The organism is Burkholderia sp. NLJ2 (assembly GCF_049487195.1).
Taxonomy (GTDB): domain Bacteria; phylum Pseudomonadota; class Gammaproteobacteria; order Burkholderiales; family Burkholderiaceae; genus Burkholderia; species Burkholderia pyrrocinia.
The window spans coordinates 1,378,302-1,398,716 of sequence record NZ_CP137808.1; the positions used below are offsets into that span (position 1 = coordinate 1,378,302).

The window sequence follows — 20,415 nt, forward strand, 5'->3', positions numbered from 1 at the left end:
GACTTAAACGATTGAGTGCCCGGCCGGAAACGGTCGGTGCAGAACCCTTCAAATTCGGCGAAACCCCTGATGCGCGCATCGAGGCAACGCCGAGCCAAGCCTCGCGGCACCCGCGAGGAAGGTGTAGAGACTAGACGGGGGGCGCCTAAGGCGCACGGGCAGCGGTCACGCCCGCGCGCGACGGTGAAGGCATAGTCCAGCGCACGAACGGTTTCGCCCACGCGACACCGGCTTTGAAAGAAGCAGTGTGACGAAAATCCGCCGCCTTAATTGGCTTGCCGGTTCAAGTCCGGTCCCCGGCACCATGATTGCTTCCACGCGATTCCATGAAGGTACGAAGACCCGCGAGAGATCGAGCGCTCGCGGTTTTTTTGTTTTTGCGGCGCCGCATCGGATGCGTTTGCGGTCCGCGGGCATGCAGCACGCATGCTTCTTCCGTACACGTTGCAACTCGATACTCGTAACGATCACCTTCGGGGGCGGGTCGGTCATTCGATCGATCGGGCGTCGTTCACCACGTCAAGAACGAAACGAACGAGAAGGTCGTCCATATCATGGTCCAGGCGAGCGGTGTACCGGACATCGTGCTCGGGCGGATCGTATCGTCGGGGGAAACCGGCGCAACGCCATTCCTTCAGATCAGGCCCATTGCCGACGCCTTGAGCGTCGCTGCCGCGCGCGTCGAACATCCAAGCTTGCGAAACACGCTTTCGATGTGCGTGCGTACCGTGCTCGGGCTGATGGTCAATTCCCGCGCAGCCTCCTTGTTGCTCGCTCCGCGCGAGATCACGCGCAGCACGTCGATCTCTCGCGCGGACAGGCCGGTACCGGACGGTGCGCTGCTGGATACACGTCTGGCGACGGGGATGCCTGCGGACGTCAGCACACCGACCGCTTCGCCGCATAGCCGGCCATTTGCGGCCTCGTCCCGCAGCAGGTGGGCGGCCGCCTCGTCGGTCAGCGCGGCGCGCCAGGGGCGCGGCGATCGCAACGCGACCCACGCGACGGACGCAGCCAGCACGCGCGCCTCCAGTGTCAGCGCAGGGGCGTGCGCGCCGCGGAAATACCCCGAACCGTCCAGCCGTTCGTACGCATACGATGCAAGCAGGGCGGCCCGGCTCAGCGCGCCGGACTGTTTGCCGGCGCGTTCCGTCCAGTACGGTACCAGCCGCACCTTCTCCCACGCGCTTGCCGGCAAGGTCGTGGACAGGTTCCATACATGGTTGGGTACGGCGGCCCTGCCGATGCCGTGAATCAGTCCGGCCTGGTAAACGAGCGAGCGCCCGACGTCGTCCGGTTTGAGTTGCGCATGACACCCGGCCGCCGTCACCGCGACCGCACGCGAAAAACCCGTCATCCACGGCAATTTCAGGTCGATGATGTCGGCGATCAGTTCCGCGGATGTCATCCGCTGCATATCGGACGTCGCCAGCGCGATGTCGAAGTCGGCCGGCGACGTGCGTTCCAGTTCCGCCAGCCAGGCTTCTGCGTGACGTATCGTCGTCTCGACGAGGTGCGCCGGGTACCGCGAGTCGGCACGCCGCTCGATCAGCCCCAGTGCCCGCTCGACGCCGTACGTGCGACTCCACACCTCCAGATCGCCGGCAAGCGCAACGACCGGCACGGCGACGGGCACCTGTTCGCGTGCGAGTTGCGCAGGTACGCCGGTGCCGTCCCAGGCTTCGAAAATGTGACGCAGCGCCGTTTCGGTCACCATCGAAAGCCCCAGTATTCGCGCGACCTCGCCGGATACTTCGCAGTGGATTCGCGCGAGTTGCAACATCGATGCACCGGCGCTTCCGATTGCCTCGGCCGTGCCGGGCCTGTTCTCGAGCATCGCCGTGCGGATCGCGATGTCGTCGCCGAACACCTCCGCGACACCTGCTGCGTTCGCCGTGCAACCCGACCAGCGAAGCAGCGACACCTCGCGAACCGTATCGCACGCCGATGCCCCCAGTCCGGCCGCGTCCGCGAGTCGTACACCCAGCCACGCAGTGCGAAGCGAATGGTCGGTCGGTTGTCCCATGCTCAGATCGCCGATGAAAGCGATGGCCCTCACGGAATCGAATATGCGCAGTGCGGCGTGGCTGGCTTCGGCGTCGAACATCGGACTCGGCTCGGAAAATCGCTGGGACGAGCGAACGATCATACGCGAGGGTACGGGGGTGTGCGCCCCGCTGCGTGACGCTGTCCGGGGTCGGTCATTTGACCGATCCCGGACAGCTCGGACGATCGGGACAATCTGGCTGCATGCGGAGCAAGTGAAACGCAAGACCGTTTGAATGCTTCCGTGTGCCGCGGGTGTCGCCGGTGTTGCCGGCGTCGCGGCGATCGGGATCAACATTTTCAGAAGGAGTTGTCTTATGCCTCATCCCATTTCCGCTCTGGGTGCCGGTCACACCATCGTCAGCCTCGTGACGTTCGCCGCGGGCCTCTACAGCTTCGCCCGATATCAGAAGATCGACAGCACGACCCGGTCCGCCAGGATTTACCTGGCAGGGATGGCGATATCGGTGTGCACGTCGTTCGGCTTGTCCAGCACCGGCGGCTTCAATGTCGGGCATGCACTCGGCATCCTGGCGCTGATCGCGACATCGGGCGGACTCCTCGTTCCGCGAATCGAAGCGTTGGGGCGTGCGCGGCCGTACCTGGCCCAGTTCGCCTTCTCGTTCAGTTTCTTTCTGTTGCTGGTCCCCGGAATCAACGAGACGCTGACACGGCTGCCGATCGGTCACCCGCTTGCGAACGGCCCCGAATCCCCCATCGTGCGCGGATCGCTCACCGCGTGGCTGGGTATCTTCGTGCTTGGATCGGTGTTGCAGTTTGTGCGGCTTCGGTCGTACCGCAGCCGTACATGAATGCCGGGGTGTTCTTCATCGCAACGGCCGTTTGCGGCGGAAACGACAGGGCGGCGGCATATGCTGAAGGACTGGGCGATGAACCCTGCGTTCGGTTGAACAAGGAGCAGGCAACGAAGATGAAGGCGGTTGTGACGACCGGTGCCAATCGGCCCTGGGAAGTCCGGCAGGTCCGGTTCCAAAAGTCGGGCCGGGGCAGGTGCTGGCGAAGGTTCATGCGTCCGGGATGTGCGGCACGGGCGACGCACCGCGCACCACCGGATTTGCTTCGCAGGGCGGACATGCGGAGTACATCGCCGTGGCAGCCGAAGGGACGGTGTTGTTGCCCGACGGGCTGGCGTATGTCGATGCCGCGCCGATGATGTGCGCCGGCTATACGACGTGGAGCGGCCTGCGCGATGCGGCGCCGCAACCGCATGAGACGGTCGCCGTGCTCGGCATCGGCGGCTTGGGACACGTGGCGCTGCAACTGTCGGTATTCACGCCCTAGCAAGGCAACTGAAACTGAAAGTCGCCGGGTGGATACGCCCCGGATCCACCCGGCAAGCGCGCGCGACCGGTTCGCCGTGACCGCCACGCGCGCGCCGATCGAGGCGACGCGCGCTCGATCGACAGGGATCTTCCGCGATCGACATTCCATCTGATCTTCGCAATCGCCTGCTTCAGGGCGGGATGACGGCGCCGTCCTGCGCACCCGATCCCGGTTTCGGCATCGATCGCGGGGGCCTCCGCGAATTCTCGTCAGGCACCGTTCGCCCGGGCCCGGCAACGCGTGACCGCCAGCCGCGACAGGCATACCGATCCGCCATCCCGCGCCTATCATGGCAAATATGCTCACCGCGATCGAGCGGGTTGGTCATCGACGGCCGGCGCGGCATTGCATAGATTTCCAAGGTTGGCGTGCTTATCCGCGCGCCAGCCCGCGCGCAGGCCGGCAACCGGCCGCGCGTTCCTATCAGCGTGAGACACAATCGAGCGTGGAGACGACACGATGAGCCTGTCAGAGCCATTGCGTCTGCATGTGCCGGAGCCCACCGGGCGCCCGGGCTGCAAGACGGACTTTTCCTATCTGCATCTATCGCCGGCCGGCGCGGTTCGCCGCCCGCCGATCGACGTTGCCGCGGCGGACACCGCCAATCTCGCCCGCAGCCTCGTGCGCGTGCTCGACGACCACGGCAACGCCCTCGGCCCGTGGGCGCCGGACCTCGACGATGCGCGCCTGATCGCCGGGCTGCGCGCGATGCTCAAGACCCGCATTTTCGACGCGCGCATGATGATCGCGCAGCGCCAGAAGAAAATCTCGTTCTACATGCTGAGCCTCGGCGAGGAGGCGATTGGCACCGCGCATGCGATGGCACTGCGCGACGGCGACATGTGCTTCCCGACCTACCGGCAGCAGAGCATCCTGATCGCGCGCGACGTGCCGCTCGAGCGGATGATCTGCCAGCTCATGTCGAACGAAGGCGACCCGCTGAAAGGGCGCCAGCTCCCCGTGATGTACTCGGATCGCGACGCGGGATTCTTCTCGATTTCCGGCAATCTCGCGACGCAGTTCATCCAGGCGGTCGGCTGGGGGATGGCGTCGGCGATCAAGGGCGACACGAAGATCGCGTCCGCGTGGATCGGCGACGGCGCGACGGCAGAAGCCGACTTCCATACCGCGCTCACGTTCGCGCACGTGTACCGCGCGCCGGTCGTGCTGAACGTCGTCAACAACCAGTGGGCGATCTCGACGTTCCAGGCGATCGCGGGCGGCGAAGGCACGACGTTCGCGGGGCGCGGCGTTGGCTGCGGGATCGCGTCGCTGCGCGTCGACGGCAACGACTTCCTCGCGATCTACGCGGCGTCGAGCTGGGCGGCCGAACGCGCGCGCCGCAATCTCGGCCCGACGCTGATCGAGTGGGTGACCTACCGCGCCGGCGCGCATTCGACGTCGGACGATCCGACCAAGTACCGGCCGAGCGACGACTGGTCCCATTTCCCGCTCGGCGATCCGATTGCCCGCTTCAAGCAGCACCTGATCGTCAAGGGCATCTGGTCCGACAGCGCACACGACGCGCTGACGGCCGAGCTCGAGGCCGAGGTGATCGCCGCGCAGAAGGAAGCGGAGAAATACGGGTCGCTGGCCGACGACCGGATTCCGTCGCCGGCCTCGATGTTCGACGACGTGTACAAGGAGCTGCCTGCGCATCTGCGCCGTCAGCGCCAGGAACTGGGAGCATGACCATGGCGCACCAAGAGACAGGCACGGCGACGCAGCCGATGACGATGATCCAGGCGCTGCGCTCCGCGATGGACGTGATGCTCGGGCGCGACAGCGACGTGGTCGTGTTCGGGCAGGACGTCGGTTATTTCGGCGGCGTGTTCCGCTGCACCGAAGGACTGCAGAACAAATACGGCAAGTCGCGCGTGTTCGATGCGCCGATCTCGGAAGGCGGGATCGTCGGCGTGGCGGTGGGGATGGGTGCGTACGGGCTGCGCCCGGTGTGCGAGATCCAGTTCGCCGACTATTTCTACCCGGCCTCCGACCAGATCGTGTCGGAAGGCGCGCGGCTGCGCTATCGCTCGGCCGGCCAGTTCATCGCGCCGATGACGATCCGGATGCCGTGCGGCGGCGGCATCTACGGCGGCCAGACGCACAGCCAGAGCCCGGAGGCGATGTTCACGCAGGTGTGCGGGCTGCGCACGGTGATGCCGTCGAATCCGTACGACGCGAAAGGGCTGCTGATCGCGTCGATCGAGAACGACGATCCGGTGATCTTCCTCGAGCCGAAACGGCTGTACAACGGGCCGTTCGACGGCCATCACGAACGGCCCGTCACGTCGTGGCTCAAGCATCCGGCGAGCGCGGTGCCCGAGGGCTACTACACGGTGCCGCTCGATTCGGCCGCCGTGGTGCGGCCCGGCAGCGACGTGACGGTGCTGACGTACGGCACGACGGTGCACGTGTCGCTCGCCGCGGCCGAGGAGACGGGCATCGATGCGGAGGTGATCGACCTGCGCACACTGTGGCCGCTCGATCTCGACACGGTCGTCGCGTCGGTGCGCAAGACCGGGCGCTGCGTCGTCGTGCACGAGGCGACGCGCACCTGCGGCTACGGCGCGGAACTGGTGTCGCTGGTTCAGGAACATTGCTTCTACCACCTCGAGGCGCCGGTCGAGCGCACGACGGGCTGGGACACGCCGTATCCGCATGCGCAGGAATGGGCGTACTTTCCGGGCCCGGCCCGGGTCGGTGAAGCGTTGCGACGCGTGATGGAGGCGTGAGATGGGGATTCATGTCATCAAGATGCCGGACATCGGCGAAGGGATCGCCGAGGTCGAGCTGGTGGCCTGGCATGTGGAAGTCGGACAGACGATCAAGGAAGACCAGCCGCTCGCCGACGTGATGACCGACAAGGCGGCGGTCGAGATTCCGTCGCCGGTGTCGGGCAAGGTGCTGGAACTCGGCGGCCGGATCGGCGAGATGATGGCGGTCGGCAGCGAGCTGATTCGTCTCGAGGTCGAAGGCGACGGCAACCTGAAGGCGGGTGCGGCGGTGCGAGAAACAAAGGTGGAAACCGCACCGGTTGCGGCGGCGCCGTCGACGCCGGTCGCCGACGTACCGGCTGAAAGGCCGGCGGCGCCGCGTCATGAGGCCAAACGTGCTGCCGCGGAGCCGCGTCGTGCGGAACGTGCCGAACTTGCGGCGCAGCCGCGCGCGGCGCTCGCGCCGGGCGAACGGCCGCTCGCGTCGCCGGCCGTGCGTCAGCGCGCGTGGGACATGGGCATCGAGCTACGCTACGTGCGCGGCACGGGCGAAGCAGGGCGGATCATGCACGCGGATCTCGATGCGTATGCGAAGACGAGCGGCAGTGCGGCGCGTGCGTCGCAAGCGCACGGCTACGACGAACGCAACGACGAAACCGAAGTGCCGGTGATCGGCTTGCGGCGCGCGATCGCGCGCAAGATGCAGGAAGCGAAGCGCCGCATTCCGCACTTCAGCTACGTCGAGGAGATCGACGTCACCGAGCTCGAATCGTTGCGCGCCGACCTGAACCGCCGCTACGGCGACACGCGCGGCCGGCTCACGCCGCTGCCGCTGCTGATCCGCGCGATGGTGATCGCGCTGCGCGACTTCCCGCAGATCAACGCGCGCTTCGACGACGAAGCGGGCGTCGTCACGCGCTACGGCGCGGTGCACATGGGCGTCGCGACGCAGACGGACGGCGGCCTCACGGTGCCCGTGCTGCGCCATGCGGAAGCGCGCGACGTGTGGTCGATCTCCGCTGAAATCGCACGGCTCGCCGATGCGGTGCGAGCAAACCGCGCGCAGCGCGACGAGTTGAGCGGCTCGACGATCACGATCTCGAGCCTCGGCGCGCTCGGCGGCATCGTGTCGACGCCGGTGATCAATCATCCGGAGGTCGGCATCGTCGGCGTGAACCGGATCGTCGAGCGGCCGATGATCCGCGATGGCGCGGTCGTTGCGCGCAAGATGATGAACCTGTCGTCGTCGTTCGACCATCGCGTCGTCGACGGCGCGGACGCGGCCGAATTCATCCAGGCCGTGCGCGGGGTGCTCGAGCGCCCGGCACTGCTGTTCGTGGAGTGACGCCGATGAAAAACGAACACACCACGCTGCTCGTGATCGGCGGCGGCCCGGGCGGCTACGTCGCCGCGATCCGCGCCGGCCAGCTCGGCATTCCGACCGTGCTGGTCGAACGCGACCGGCTCGGCGGCACGTGCCTGAATATCGGCTGCATTCCGTCGAAAGCGCTGATCCACGTGGCCGACGCATTCGAACAGGCCCGCGGCCAGGCCGGCGAAGCGGCGCTCGGGATTCGCGTGCGCACACCCGAGATCGACATCGCGCAAAGCGTCGCGTGGAAGGACGGCATCGTCGACCGGCTGACGCGCGGTGTCGGCGCGCTGCTCAAGAAGAACGGCGTGCGCGTGCTGCACGGCGACGCGCGCGTGATCGACGGCAAGACCGTCGAAGTCGTCGCCGGCGGCCACACGGCGCACATCGGCTGCGATCATCTGTTGCTCGCGACCGGTTCCGAACCGGTCGAGCTGCCGTCGATGCCGTTCGGCGGGCATGTCGTGTCGTCCACCGAGGCGCTGTCGCCCACGACGTTGCCGAAGCGGCTGGTCGTCGTCGGGGCCGGGTATATCGGGCTCGAACTCGGGATCGTCTATCGCAAGCTCGGTGTCGAGGTCAGCGTCGTCGAAGCGGCGGAACGCGTGTTGCCCGCGTACGATGCCGAACTCGCGAGGCCGGTCGCGGATTCGCTCGCGCGGCTCGGCGTCGGGTTATGCCTCGGCCACAAGGTGCTCGGGCTCGCCGAGGACGGCGCGGTGCGCGTGCAGGCGGCCGATGGCGCGGAACGGACGTTGCCGGCCGATCGCGTGCTGGTCGCGGTCGGCCGCCGGCCGCGCGTCGACGGCTTCGGGCTCGAAACACTGCTGCTCGACCGCAACGGCCGCGCGCTGCGGATCGACGACGAATGCCGGACGTCGATGCGCAACGTGTGGGCGATCGGCGACGTCGCCGGCGAACCCATGCTCGCGCATCGCGCGATGGCGCAGGGCGAGATGGTCGCCGAGCTGATCGCCGGGCGGCGCCGCAAGTTCATGCCCGCATCGATCCCGGCCGTGTGCTTCACCGATCCCGAGATCGTGACGGCCGGCTGGTCGCCGGACGACGCACGCGCGGCCGGCGTCGATTGTCTGAGCGCATCGTTTCCGTTCGCGGCGAACGGGCGCGCGATGACGCTGCAGGCGACCGACGGCTTCGTGCGCGTCGTCGCGCGGCGCGACAACCACCTGATCGTCGGCTGGCAGGCCGTCGGGCGCGGCGTGTCGGAGCTGGCTGCCGCGTTCTCGCAGTCGCTGGAGATGGGCGCGCGGCTGGAAGACATCGGCGGCACGATCCACGCGCATCCGACGCTGGGTGAAGCGCTGCAGGAAGCGGCGTTGCGTGCGCTGGGGCATGCGTTGCATGTCTGACGTGCAGGCCTGAAACGGAGCCGCCGGTGGGCAACGTGCGCATCGGCGGCGTTCCGGTTACGGCGCCGGTGCCGCATGACGCGGCCGATTCGAGCTATGCACGGAGTGCGGTCTGTAATTTTTCGAGATGCGGGAAGGTTGCCGGCGTCACGTCGGCCGACCATCATGTCGATAGCCGGAAACCGGGCCGCTCCCGGCCCGCCAACACCGGCTCCACACGGAAGAACCGGACATGAAACTGCTGCTCGTCGGCGCGACCGGACTCGTCGGGCGCCACGTCCTCGAAGTCGCGCTGGCCGATGCGCGGGTCGATCACGTGGTCGTCCTCGCGCGCCGGCCGTTGTCGCCGCATCCGAAGATGCACGCACTGGAGGTCGACTTCGATCATCTGCCCGACGCGGCCGACTGGTGGCAGGCCGATGCGGTGATCTGTACGCTCGGCACCACGATGCGCACCGCCGGTTCGCAGGCGGCATTCCGGCGCGTCGATCACGACTATCCGCTCGCGGTCGCGCGGCTCGCCCACCGGCACGGCACGCCGGCCTGCGTCCTGAATTCGGCGCTCGGCGCGGATCCGACGTCGCGCATCTTCTACAACCGCGTCAAGGGCGAGGTCGAACAGGCGCTGGCCGGCGTCGGGTTCGCGTCGCTCACTTATGTGCGGCCGGGCCTGATCGGCGGCAGCCGCGACGAATTCAGGCTCGGCGAACGGCTGCTGGTGTTCGCGTTGAACGTCGCCGAACCCGTGTTGCCGGCGAAGTGGCGCGTGAATCCCGCGTCACGGATTGCGCGCGCACTGGTCGACGCCGCGATCGATGCGCGGCCGGGCGTGCAGGTCGTCGCATCGGATCGGCTCGTCTGAAGCGGGGCGCGCGGCGAACCGTCGGCGCCGCCGCGCGGCCCGTACCGGCTATTGGCCCGCGAATCCGTCGAGCCCGCCGAACTGTTCGGCGAGCGCTGCCGTGAATGCATCCAGCGCTTCGCTGCCGTCGCAGTTCCTCGGCGTCGCGAGCTGGAATTCGACCGTATGGCTCAGCTTGCTCGCGAGCAGCCTGCGCATCTTTCCAGCCGCGACCCACGGTGCCGCGACGTGGTCGGGCAGGAAGCCGACATGCGCGCCGGACAGGATGAAGATCACGTCGGCATCGACGTTTTCCGAGAACGCGGTCGGCTGCGCGTTGCGCAGCGCCGAACCCGACGTGTTCGTCTTGTAGAGCCGCGCGACGTTGCTGGTGCGCGCGATGTCGTTGACCGACACGGTCCGTTTCGCAAACAGCGGATGCCGGGCGCCGCAGTGGAGCGACTGGTGTTCGACGAACAGCGGTGCGTAGTGCAGGCCGGCCTGGTGGCCGGAAAAGTAGCCGATCGCGAGCTGCAGATCGCCTTTCAGCAGCCTGCGCTCCAGCTCGTCGGGCGCGACCGCGGTCATCTCGATCAGCACGTCCGGCGCCTGTTCGCGAAAGCGTCCAACGGCCGCCGCGATCGATTCGACGATGTCCGGCGCGAGCCGCTCGGACAGGCCGATGCGCAGTTCGCCGAGCAACGTGCCCGACACGTGCTGCGTATCGCGCGTAAATACGTCCATCGCCTGCAGGAGCCGCCGCGTCGACTGCAGCACGCGTTCGCCTTTCGGCGTCAGCCGGAACCCGCTCTTGCCGCGGTCGCACAGCCGGAACCCCAGGCGCGTCTCGAGCTTGGCCATCTGCGTGCTGATCGTCGAAGGCGCCATCCCGAGCGTGCCCTGTGCGGCGCTGAAGCCGCCGCTTTCGACGATCGTCAGGAATAGACGCAGCAACTGCAAATCCATGTCTCTCAGTCGGGTCAGCATGGCGATACATCGCGTTTCGTGAAGTCGGCTTATGTTAGTTCATATTTTTCGTCGGATGCGCTGACGGCAGAATCGGGCCCGAGGTCGCGCAGAAGCGCGGCCGTGTTCCCCTTCAGCCAGGAATCCGACGATGAGCCACAACGATCTCGCGTTCACGCGCGACAGCCTTTACGGCACGCAGGCCGAACCGACATTCGCGGGCGCGACGAGCTTCATGCGCCGGCGTTTCAGCCGCGATCTCGACGGCGTCGACCTTGCGATCACCGGCGTGCCGTTCGACGCCGCGGCATCGCACCGGCCCGGCACGCGCTTCGGCCCGCGCGGGTTGCGGATCGCGTCGACGGGCATCGCGTGGGAGCGCCCGTGGCCGTGGTCATTCGATCCGTTCGACGTGTTGGCTGCGGTCGACTATGGCGATTGCGCGTTCGATCTCGGGCAACCGGAATCGGTGCCGGGCGCGATCGAGCGTCATGCCGATGCGATCCTCGCGCGCGGTTGCGCGATGCTGACGCTCGGCGGCGATCACTTCATCACGTATCCGCTGCTGAAGGCGCATGCGAAGGTGCACGGGCCGCTGTCGCTCGTACATTTCGACGCGCATACCGACACGTGGCCCGACCGCGACGTGAAGCGCATCGATCACGGGACGATGTTCTATCACGCGGCGCGGGAAGGGTGGGTCGTGCCCGAACGGTCGGCGCAGATCGGCATCCGGACGACCAACGACGCGCCGATGGGATTCGACATCCAGGATGCGCGTTGCGTGCATGCGTCGACGCCTGCCGCGGTTGCCGCGCGCATTCGCGAGCGCGTCGGCGATCATCCCGTGTACCTGACGTTCGATATCGACTGTCTCGATCCGGCGTTCGCGCCGGGCACCGGTACACCGGTCGCGGGCGGGCTGTCGAGCCACCAGGCGTTCGAGATCCTGCGTCACCTGGAAGGCATCAACCTGGTCGGCATGGATGTGGTCGAAGTGTCGCCGCCGTACGATCATGCGGAAATCACGTCGCTGGCCGGCGCGACGATCGCGCTGGAACTGATCTGCCTGTATGCGTCGCGGCGGCGCGGCGCGCGGTGACGGCATGCGTTGCCGGATTCTCGCGCATCGTCGACTCGTAAAACTGTTTCGTCATACAAAGCGATAGCGCGCTCGCGCCACGCGCGCTGACCTACGATGGAAACATTGCTTCCATCGTCCTCCGAACCGTGTGCACTCACTACCGCGCCCCGGGTGAAGACCCGGGCATCAGCGAGCTGAAGATCGGCATCGGCGATCTGTACCGCCGCGACCCGTGGGCGCCCGACGTGTATCCCGACTACGTGGCGCCGATCGCGCGTGCCGACAGCGACGGCCTCACGGTGGTTGCGGCCGTGTTCGGCTTCTGGCCGAAATTCATGCAGCCCGAGCGGGTCGACGAGAACGGCCGCAAAAGAAAGAAGCTCGATACGGTGAACGCACGCGCGGAAACGGTCGGCTCGTCGCGGCTCTACGGTCAGGCCTGGCGCAACGGCCAGCGCTGCCTGATTCCGGTGCGCTGGATCTGCGAGCCGTGTTACGAGACCGGCCGCAACGTGTGGCACCGGATCGGCGTCGACGGCTGGCAGCCGTACTGTGTCGCCGGCATCTGGCGGCGCTACGAAGGCGACGACGGCCGCGAACGCATCGGCATGGCGATGCTCACGGTGAATGCCGACGATCATCCGCTGTTCGCGCGGATGCATCGGCCCGGCGACGAGAAGCGGGGCGTCGTGATCCTGCGCCGCGACGACTACGACGAATGGCTGCACGCGCGCGATATCGAAGCCGCGCGAAGCATGCTGAACCTGCTCCCTGCCGGCGGCATGACGGCCGCGCCCGATCAGGTATCGCCCGCCAGCGTCTGACCTTTCATTTTTCCGACGTTTTACTTGCGATCAAACCGGTCGGACGCGTCCCGATTGTTCGGACAATTTCGAAAGTTTACCGATTCCGGGTAATCACCGATATCTCGTAAGTTGTATATACAAGATCATCCGCTGGCAATGTCGGCACACGTCGTGCCGCTTGCGCGCCAGCGTGCAAACCGTGCGTGCGTGGCGCATGCCGGCGATCCACGGCGCCCCGCATCCGAAGAGCCGAAAGGGCGGCTCGCAGGTTACCTGTCTCGTTCAAACCATTTGCGGTACTGAGTATTTTGGAGATTTCCCCCGTGTCAACGAATCCCAGTGGAAAAGCCGGCGGCCTGATCGAGGTTCGCTCGATCGACTTCATTCCCGACGCCGAGCGCCACGGCGGCCTGCTGAGCCAGTTCACGCTGTGGCTGTCGGCGAACATGCAGATCACGGCGATCGTCACGGGCGCGCTTGCCGTCGTGCTCGGCGGCGATGTGTTCTGGTCGCTGGTCGCGCTGCTGCTCGGCCAGCTCGTCGGCGGTGCGGTCATGGCGCTGCATGGCGCGCAAGGGCCGCAGCTCGGGCTGCCGCAGATGATCTCGAGCCGCGTGCAGTTCGGCGTGTACGGCGCGATGATCCCGATCGTGCTCGTGTGCCTGATGTATATCGGCTTTTCCGCAAGCGGCTCGGTGCTGGCCGGGCAGGCCGTCGCGCAACTGCTGCACGTCGACGACGCGGCGGGCATCCTGCTGTTTGCGGCCGTGATCGTCGTGCTGACCGTGTTCGGCTATCGCGCGATCCACTTCGTCGGCCGGATCGCGAGCGTGGTCGGCATCGTCGCGTTCGTCTACATGTTCTCGCAGCTGTTCGCGAACCACGACGTCGGCGCGCTGCTCGCGAACCGGCATTTCTCGCTCGCGAGCTTCCTGCTGTCGATGTCGCTGTCGGCGTCGTGGCAGATCGCGTTCGGCCCGTACGTCGCCGACTATTCGCGCTACCTGCCGCGCTCGACGTCATCGGTCGCGACGTTTCTCGCGGTCGGCCTGGGCTCGGTGATCGGCGCGCAGGCGGCGATGGTGTTCGGCGTGTTCGCGGCCGCGCTGGCCGGCAGCCAGTTCGCGCACCATGAAGTGGCGTATATCGTCGGCCTCGGCTCGACGGGCGCCGTGGCCGCGTTGCTGTACTTCAGCATCGCGTTCGGCAAGGTGACGGTGACGGCGCTCAACGCGTACGGCAGCTTCATGTCGATGGCGACGATCGTCAGCGGCTTTCGCGGCAAGGGCGCGGTGTCGTCGAAGAGCCGCCTCGTGTACATCTTCGGGATGATCTGCGTGTCGACGCTGATTGCGCTCGCGGGCCGCCATTCGTTCCTGAAGGAATTCACCGCGTTCATCCTGTTCCTGCTCGCGTTCTTCACGCCGTGGAGCGCGATCAACCTGGTCGACTACTACTGCTTCACGCGCTCGCGCTACGACGTGCCGGCGCTGTCCGATCCGGATGGCCGCTATGGCCGCTGGAACGTGATGGCGATCACGATCTACGTGGTCGGCATCCTCGTGCAGTTGCCGTTCATGTCGACGCATATCTATACCGGCCCGCTCGTCGACGCGCTCGGCGGCACCGACATCTCGTGGATCCTCGGCCTGATCGTGCCGGCCGTGCTGTATTACATCGGCGCGCGGGCGTCGCGACGCAGCATCCCCGAACGCCTGATCCTGCCGCTCGAACGCGGCGAAGTTCACCACTGACGACGCGTCTCGCGCATCGGGCCGGCCGGCTGCCGGCCTGAGCGTCGCGTCGAGCCGGGCGCTGCCTGCGCCGGGCTCTCCTGCACATTCCCTTTCCCGCGATGCCGGTGCGGCATTACCGCCGCACCCGGCGTCGTTTCATTCTCTTTCCATTGAATAGTATGACTAAGCACATGAAAGCCCGCGGCGGCGATTCCCGGGCACGGCCGGTGCACGCCGGTCTTCGCATGGCGGTGGCGGCCGCGTGCCTCGCAGGGGCGGGCGCCGCGCTCGCTCAGGACGGTGTCACGCTGTACGGCGTGATCGACGAATTCGCGCAATACGTGAATACGGGCAACGGCTATACGGCGGCGATCAACTCGGGCGGCCAGTGGGGCAGCCGGTTCGGGCTGAAGGGCGGCGAGGATATCGGCGGCGGGCAGAAGATCGAGTTCGCGCTGGAAAACGGCTTCAACCCGAACGACGGCTCGCTGGCGAGTTCGGGCAGCATGTTCAACCGGCAGGCGTGGGTCGGCATCGCGGGGCAGTGGGGCAAGGTGCGCGCGGGCCGGCAGAATTCGCCGCTGTTCAACGACCAGGGCGGGCAGGATGCGTTCGGCGGCGTCACGCAGGCATCCGGCATGGACAACCTGACCGTGTTCGCGTTCCGCACCAGCAATACGCTGTCGTACCAGAGCCCGGAGATCGCCGGCTTCCAGGGCGGGGTGTACTTCGGGTTCGGCGATGCGGGCGGCGTGCGCTCGGCAGGCTCCAGCCAGCAGTTCGACCTGACCTACGAACACGGGCCGTTCGCGGCGTTCGTCGCGGGCCAGTGGCTGAAGAACGCGACGGCGACCACGACCGATCGCACGATCATGGCCGGCGCGTCGTACGCGATCGGCAAGGCAACCGTGTACGGCGGTTTCTCCGCGGTGAAGTGGGCCGACTTCGGAATCGATTCGCGCGTGGTCGGGTTGTCGGTCAAGTACCAGTTCAACCCGGCGAACTATGTTGCGCTCGGTTACGCGTATCTGCACGACCAGTCGTCGCAGGGCAACAACGCGGACCAGCTCGGACTGATGTACGAGTACGACCTATCGAAGCGCACGAGCTTCTACGGTGCGCTGTCGTACCTGCGCAATCGCAACCAGGCCGGCTACACGCTCGCCGGCGCGGCGAACCCCGGCCTGCCGCTCGCATATCCGGGCGCGAATGCGCGCGGCGTGCAGCTCGGCATCGTGCATCGCTTCTGACGTCGTCGACGCGCCGGGCCGCGTGCGCCCGGCGCTTTCCCCGGGCGCGTCGCGCCGCTACTTCCCCAGCCGCTCCGCGAGCGAATAGCGCTGCATGCAGCGCTCCATCGCATCGAGAAACGCGTGCTCGGCCGCGTTCATCTTGCGGTCGCGATGCCACAGCAGGAATACGTCGACGTCGACGAGCCCGTCGTCGGGCGGCAGCCGCCACAGCCGCTGCTGCGCGATGTCGTCGCGCACGATGTGCTCGGGCAGGCAGCCGATCCCGTAGCCCGCGAAGATCAGCCGCCGCACTTCCTCGAGGCTCGGCGACGACGCGACGATGCGCCCCGTGAACCCCTTCTGGTCGCGGAACACGGTGAGCGGCGACAGGCTGTCGCCGATCTGGTCGCTCGTGAACGACACGAAATTCTCCGCGAGCAGATCGTCCATCCGCAGTTGCGTCTGCCCGAACAGCCGGTGATGGCGGCCGCAGTAGATCGCATAACGCTGGCGCAGGAAGCAGCGCATCTCCAGCTTGTCGTGCGGCGTGCGGCACAGGCCGAGCCCGGCCGTGGCCGTCTTCTGCAGCAGCGACGACAGGATGTCCGACGAGCGCATCACCTCGATCTGCAGGTCGATGCGCGGGTACGCGCGATGGAAGTCCGCGAGGAACTCGTCGTAGACGGGCGACTCGATGCGGCTTACCGTCAGCAGCCGGATCGAACCGGTGAGGTCGGCCGTGCTGTCGTCGATTTCGGTTTCGAGGCGCGAGATGCCGCCGTAGATGTCGCTCGCGATCCGGTACACGGCTTCGCCGGCCGGCGTCGGCGCGAAGTGCGCGCCACGGCGCTCGATCAGCCGGCGCTCGAGTGTGTCCTCGAGCCGCCGCAGTGCCTGACTCACGGCGGGCTGCGTCACGTGCAGGCGTGCGGCCGCGCGGCTCACGCTGCGCTCCTGCATGATCACCAGGTAGGTGCGCAGCAGGTTCCAGTCGAGACGGTCGTTGAGGAACGGGGCGAGGTCGGGGCGCATCGGGTCTCCGGGCGAGGCGTCGGGGTGGACATTAGTTGAATTTATACGGCGAATAATAACTTGAAATTTGACTAATGATTTGCGGTCGCCGATAAAGGAGGCGTGCCGCAGCGTGCGGCGCAAGGCCGCGACAGACGGCCGTCACCACGATCGTGCGCGTCGCCCGCAACGCGGCGCGCGACAGGAGCCCGCATGACCCAGTCCCTTCCTTCCGCCCGCCAGCCAGCGCGCGCCGCGACGGCCGCGTTCATCGGCACGATGATCGAGTGGTACGACTTCTACATCTACGCGACCGCCGCCGCGCTCGTGTTCGGCGAACTCTATTTCCCGTCGCACGACCCGTTCGTCAGCACGATGGCGTCGTTCGCGACGTTCGCGGTCGGCTTCTTCGCGCGCCCGCTCGGCGGTGTCATCTTCGGCCATCTCGGCGATCGCATCGGCCGCAAGAAGGCGCTGATGACGACGCTGATGATGATGGGCGTCGCGACCGTCTGCGTCGGGCTGCTGCCCGACTATTCGAAGGTCGGCATGCTCGCGCCGGTGCTGCTCGTCGTGCTGCGCGTCGTGCAGGGGATCGCGGTCGGCGGCGAATGGGGCGGCGCGGTGCTGATGGCGGGCGAGCACGCGCCGCAGGGGCGCCGCACGTTCTTCGCGTCGTTCGCGCAGCTCGGCAGCCCGGCCGGGCTGATCCTGTCGCTGATCGCGTTCCGCGCGGTCACGTCGATGGACAAGGCCGACTTCCTCGCGTGGGGCTGGCGCCTGCCGTTTCTCGCGAGCGCGGTGCTGCTCGTGGTCGGCATCCTGATCCGGCTCGGCGTGAACGAGTCGCCGGAATTCGCGCGCGTGAAGGAAGCGAACCGCACCGTGAAGCTGCCGGTCGCCGAAGTGTTCCGTTCCGCATCGGGGCTCGTGCTGCTCTGCATCGGCGCGAACACGATCGGGATTGCGGGCGTCTATTTCACGAACACGTTCATGATCGCGTACACCACGCAGTACGTCGGCGTATCGCGTTCGCTGATCCTCGACAGCCTGTTCGCGGTCGCGATCATCCAGTTCGTCGCGCAGCCGATCGCAGCATGGATCGCCGAGCGCATCGGTGGCGCGCGCTTCCTGAAACTCGCGGCGCTGCTCGCGATGCTGTCGCCGTATCCGATGTTCATGCTCGTGCAGGGCGGCACGTCCGCATCGCTCGTCACGGGCATCGCGCTCGCGGTCGTGTGCATGGCCGGCTTCTATTCGGTGATCGCGGGCTTCGTGAGCGACGTGTTTCCCGCGCACGTGCGTTATTCGGCGATCTCGCTCGCTTATCAGATCTGCGGTGCGATTGCCGGCGGCCTGACGCCGCTCGTCGGCACGTGGCTCGCGCATCGCTTCACGGGCCAGTGGTGGCCGCTCGCGGTGTTCTACACGTGCCTCGCCGGCATCTCGCTGCTTTGCATCGTTGCGCTCGACGCGCGCCGGGCCGCACAGCCTGCCGCGGCCGAAGCGCTCGGCTCGCGTTGAACCTCTACGAACGAATTCACCCGGAGTGCACATGAAAGACCTGTTGGAAATCGACGGCGCGCGTCTGTGGCAGAGCTTGGCCGACATGGCGCGCGTCGGCGCGACGCCGCGCGGCGGCGTGCGGCGCCTCGCGCTCACCGACGACGACCGCCGCGGGCGCGACCTGTTCGCGCAATGGTGCCGCGACGCGGGGATGACGGTGAGCGTCGACGCAGCCGGCAACCTGTTCGCACGGCGCGATGGCACCGATGCGCAGGCCGCGCCGGTGCTGATCGGCAGCCATCTCGACACGCAGCCCGAAGCCGGCCGCTTCGACGGCGTGTACGGCGTGCTCGCCGCGCTCGAACTCGTGCGCACGCTGAACGACGCGGGCATCGTGACCGACAAGCCGCTGGAGATCGTGTCGTGGACCAACGAGGAGGGCGCGCGCTTCGCGCCGGCGATGCTCGGTTCGGCCGTGTTCACGGGCGCGTTGCCGCTCGCCGACGCGCTCGCGAAGCAGGACGCCGACGGCATCACGCTCGGCGCGGCACTCGACGCATGCGGCTATCGCGGCACACGCGCGACGGGCGGCGTGGTCGATGCGTATTTCGAGGCGCATATCGAGCAGGGGCCCGTGCTCGAGGCGAACGGCACGACGATCGGCATCGTCACGGGCGGGCAGGCGATCCGCTGGCTCGACGTGACGGTGACGGGCGTCGCCGCGCACGCGGGCACGACGCCGATGCCGTATCGCAAGGACGCGTATTTCGCGAGCGCGCAGATCGCGCTCGAACTCGAACGGATCGTCGCCGGCTACGCGCCGCGCGGGCTCGCGACGATCGGGCAGGTCGGCATCCGCAACGCGTCGCGCAATACCATTGCCGGCGACGTGACGTTCACGGTCGACCTGCGCCATCACGACGATGCCGAAGTCGATGCGATGGAGCGCGACCTGCGCGATGCATGCGCGCGCGTCGCCGCCGCGCGTGGCGTGCAGGTCGCGATCGATACTTGCTGGCGCAGCCCGGCGACGCCGTTCGATCGCGACTGCGTCGAACTGGTCGCGCAGGCGGCGGCCGCGTTCGGCTACACGAACGAGCGGATCGTCAGCGGCGCCGGCCACGATGCGATCCTGCTCGCGCGCCGCTTCCCGACCGCGATGGTGTTCATTCCGTGCGTCGACGGCCTGTCGCACAACGAAGCCGAGGATGCGCTGCCCGACGACGTGACGCGCGGCACGAACGTGCTGCTCCATGCGGTGCTGGCGCGCGCCGGTGTCGTGGCGCCCGTCGAAGCGGCGACCACTGCGCACGGTGCATGACGCGGCGAACCGACGAGGACGAACGATGAAAACCTATTTCCATCCCGAACAACTGCTGCACCATCCGCGCAGCTACCTGTCGCGCGGGCAGATGCGCGAACCGCAGGAAGTGCCCGAGCGCGCGGCGCGGCTCGTCGCGGCCGTGCGGTCGCTCGGCTTCGACGTGCGCGAGCCGGCCGATCGCGGCACCGCACCGATCGCGGCCGTGCACGACATGAACTATCTGCGCTTTCTCGAGGACGCGCACCGCGACTGGAAGCAGATGCCCGACGACTGGGGCGACGAAGTGATGTCGAACGTGTTCGTCCGCGATCCGAACCCGCTGCGCGGCGTGCTCGCGAAAGCCGCGCGCTACCTTGCCGACGGCAGTTGCCCGGTCGGCGCGAACACGTGGCGCGCCGCGTACTGGTCAGCGCAGGGCGCGCTCGCGGCTGCGGCCGACGTCAACGACGGCGCGCGCGAGGCCTATGCACTGTGCCGGCCGCCCGGCCATCATGCGCGCCGCGACGCGGCCGGCGGCTTCTGCTACCTGAACAATGCGGCGATCGCCGCGCAGTCGCTGCTCGGCCGCCATCGCCGGGTCGCGATCCTCGACACCGACATGCATCACGGGCAGGGCGTGCAGGAGATCTTCTACGGCCGCGACGACGTGCTGTACGTATCGATCCACGGCGATCCGACCAACTTCTACCCGGTCGTCGCGGGTTACGAGGAAGAAACGGGCGCGGGGGCGGGCGACGGCTTCAACCTCAACCTGCCGATGCCGCACGGCTCGCCGGAGTCGACGTTCTTCGAGCGGCTCGACGACGCGCTGCGCGCGCTCGCGCGGTTCCAGCCCGATGCGCTCGTGCTCGCGCTCGGCTTCGACATCTACAAGGACGATCCGCAATCGCAGGTTGCCGTCACGACCGAAGGCTTCGGGCGGCTCGGCGGCGCGATCGGCGCGCTGGGCCTGCCGACGGTGATCGTGCAGGAAGGCGGTTATCACCTCGACAGCCTCGACGCGAACGCGCGTGCGTTCTTCGGCGGGTTCGCCGCCGCGCGCTGACGCGGCGACATGGCG

Annotated in this window: 17 protein-coding genes; 14 read left to right on the top strand and 3 right to left on the bottom strand. The window is 67.4% G+C overall.

The window, feature by feature from the left end:
• Nucleotides 1-634: 634 nt before the first annotated feature.
• Nucleotides 635-2,107 carry an HD domain-containing phosphohydrolase gene (locus tag R9B84_RS06355; RefSeq protein ID WP_423759628.1) on the bottom strand — a complete coding sequence of 491 codons (1,473 nt, stop codon included), beginning with the start codon at nucleotides 2,105-2,107 and terminating at the stop codon, nucleotides 635-637.
• Between the two features lie 256 nt (nucleotides 2,108-2,363).
• Between R9B84_RS06355 and R9B84_RS06360 the strand changes: the two genes are divergently transcribed.
• From R9B84_RS06360 to R9B84_RS06390, 7 genes are all read left to right on the top strand, one after another.
• Nucleotides 2,364-2,858 (top strand): hypothetical protein, encoded by a 495-nt coding sequence (locus R9B84_RS06360; RefSeq protein ID WP_423759629.1) that lies wholly within the window; start codon nucleotides 2,364-2,366, stop codon nucleotides 2,856-2,858.
• Nucleotides 2,859-3,156: 298 nt separating this feature from the next.
• Nucleotides 3,157-3,348, top strand: a complete 192-nt coding sequence (locus R9B84_RS06365) for a hypothetical protein (protein ID WP_423759630.1) — start codon at nucleotides 3,157-3,159, stop codon at nucleotides 3,346-3,348.
• A 501-nt stretch (nucleotides 3,349-3,849) separates the two neighbouring features.
• Complete coding sequence (locus R9B84_RS06370) at nucleotides 3,850-5,082, top strand: 3-methyl-2-oxobutanoate dehydrogenase (2-methylpropanoyl-transferring) subunit alpha (RefSeq protein WP_423759631.1); 1,233 nt, start codon at nucleotides 3,850-3,852, stop codon at nucleotides 5,080-5,082.
• The gene (locus tag R9B84_RS06375; RefSeq protein WP_400158215.1) at nucleotides 5,079-6,125 is read left to right on the top strand and encodes an alpha-ketoacid dehydrogenase subunit beta; all 1,047 of its coding nucleotides are present in this window, start codon (nucleotides 5,079-5,081) and stop codon (nucleotides 6,123-6,125) included. Before R9B84_RS06370 ends, R9B84_RS06375 begins: the two co-directional genes overlap by 4 nt.
• A gap of 1 nt (nucleotide 6,126) precedes the next feature.
• A complete protein-coding gene (locus tag R9B84_RS06380) occupies nucleotides 6,127-7,452 on the top strand; it encodes a dihydrolipoamide acetyltransferase family protein (RefSeq protein WP_423759632.1) in 1,326 nt (441 codons plus the stop codon).
• Between the two features lie 5 nt (nucleotides 7,453-7,457).
• Complete coding sequence (lpdA, locus tag R9B84_RS06385) at nucleotides 7,458-8,849, top strand: dihydrolipoyl dehydrogenase (protein ID WP_423759633.1); 1,392 nt, start codon at nucleotides 7,458-7,460, stop codon at nucleotides 8,847-8,849.
• Nucleotides 8,850-9,081: 232 nt separating this feature from the next.
• The gene (locus R9B84_RS06390; protein ID WP_423759634.1) at nucleotides 9,082-9,711 is read left to right on the top strand and encodes an NAD(P)H-binding protein; all 630 of its coding nucleotides are present in this window, start codon (nucleotides 9,082-9,084) and stop codon (nucleotides 9,709-9,711) included.
• A gap of 48 nt (nucleotides 9,712-9,759) precedes the next feature.
• Here R9B84_RS06390 and R9B84_RS06395 read toward each other — a convergent pair whose 3' ends face one another.
• Entirely contained in the window at nucleotides 9,760-10,677 is a 918-nt protein-coding gene (locus tag R9B84_RS06395; RefSeq protein ID WP_423759635.1) for a LysR family transcriptional regulator, read from the bottom strand.
• A gap of 130 nt (nucleotides 10,678-10,807) precedes the next feature.
• Between R9B84_RS06395 and speB the strand changes: the two genes are divergently transcribed.
• The 4 genes from speB to R9B84_RS06415 all read left to right on the top strand — a co-directional run bounded on the left by speB (nucleotide 10,808) and on the right by R9B84_RS06415 (nucleotide 15,532).
• The gene (speB, locus tag R9B84_RS06400; protein ID WP_423759636.1) at nucleotides 10,808-11,758 is read left to right on the top strand and encodes an agmatinase; all 951 of its coding nucleotides are present in this window, start codon (nucleotides 10,808-10,810) and stop codon (nucleotides 11,756-11,758) included.
• Nucleotides 11,759-11,886: 128 nt separating this feature from the next.
• Nucleotides 11,887-12,564, top strand: a complete 678-nt coding sequence (locus R9B84_RS06405) for an SOS response-associated peptidase family protein (protein ID WP_423759637.1) — start codon at nucleotides 11,887-11,889, stop codon at nucleotides 12,562-12,564.
• Between the two features lie 305 nt (nucleotides 12,565-12,869).
• Entirely contained in the window at nucleotides 12,870-14,300 is a 1,431-nt protein-coding gene (locus R9B84_RS06410; RefSeq protein WP_096472923.1) for a purine-cytosine permease family protein, read from the top strand.
• Between the two features lie 173 nt (nucleotides 14,301-14,473).
• Nucleotides 14,474-15,532 carry a porin gene (locus R9B84_RS06415; protein WP_423759638.1) on the top strand — a complete coding sequence of 353 codons (1,059 nt, stop codon included), beginning with the start codon at nucleotides 14,474-14,476 and terminating at the stop codon, nucleotides 15,530-15,532.
• 57 nt (nucleotides 15,533-15,589) lie between these two features.
• Here R9B84_RS06415 and R9B84_RS06420 read toward each other — a convergent pair whose 3' ends face one another.
• Nucleotides 15,590-16,546 (bottom strand): LysR family transcriptional regulator, encoded by a 957-nt coding sequence (locus tag R9B84_RS06420; RefSeq protein WP_114176621.1) that lies wholly within the window; start codon nucleotides 16,544-16,546, stop codon nucleotides 15,590-15,592.
• Nucleotides 16,547-16,738: 192 nt separating this feature from the next.
• Here R9B84_RS06420 and R9B84_RS06425 point away from each other — a divergent pair, with 192 nt between their 5' ends.
• From R9B84_RS06425 to R9B84_RS06435, 3 genes are read left to right on the top strand one after another with little or no spacing between them, the layout of a single operon-like run.
• Nucleotides 16,739-18,049: an MFS transporter gene (locus R9B84_RS06425; protein WP_423759639.1), complete on the top strand. Its 1,311-nt coding sequence runs from the start codon at nucleotides 16,739-16,741 to the stop codon at nucleotides 18,047-18,049.
• Nucleotides 18,050-18,080: 31 nt separating this feature from the next.
• Nucleotides 18,081-19,352, top strand: coding sequence for a Zn-dependent hydrolase (locus R9B84_RS06430; protein ID WP_423759640.1), 1,272 nt, complete (start codon nucleotides 18,081-18,083; stop codon nucleotides 19,350-19,352).
• A 25-nt stretch (nucleotides 19,353-19,377) separates the two neighbouring features.
• On the top strand, nucleotides 19,378-20,400 hold the full coding sequence (locus tag R9B84_RS06435) for a histone deacetylase family protein (RefSeq protein ID WP_423759641.1): 1,023 nt from the start codon (nucleotides 19,378-19,380) through the stop codon (nucleotides 20,398-20,400).
• Nucleotides 20,401-20,415 lie beyond the last annotated feature (15 nt).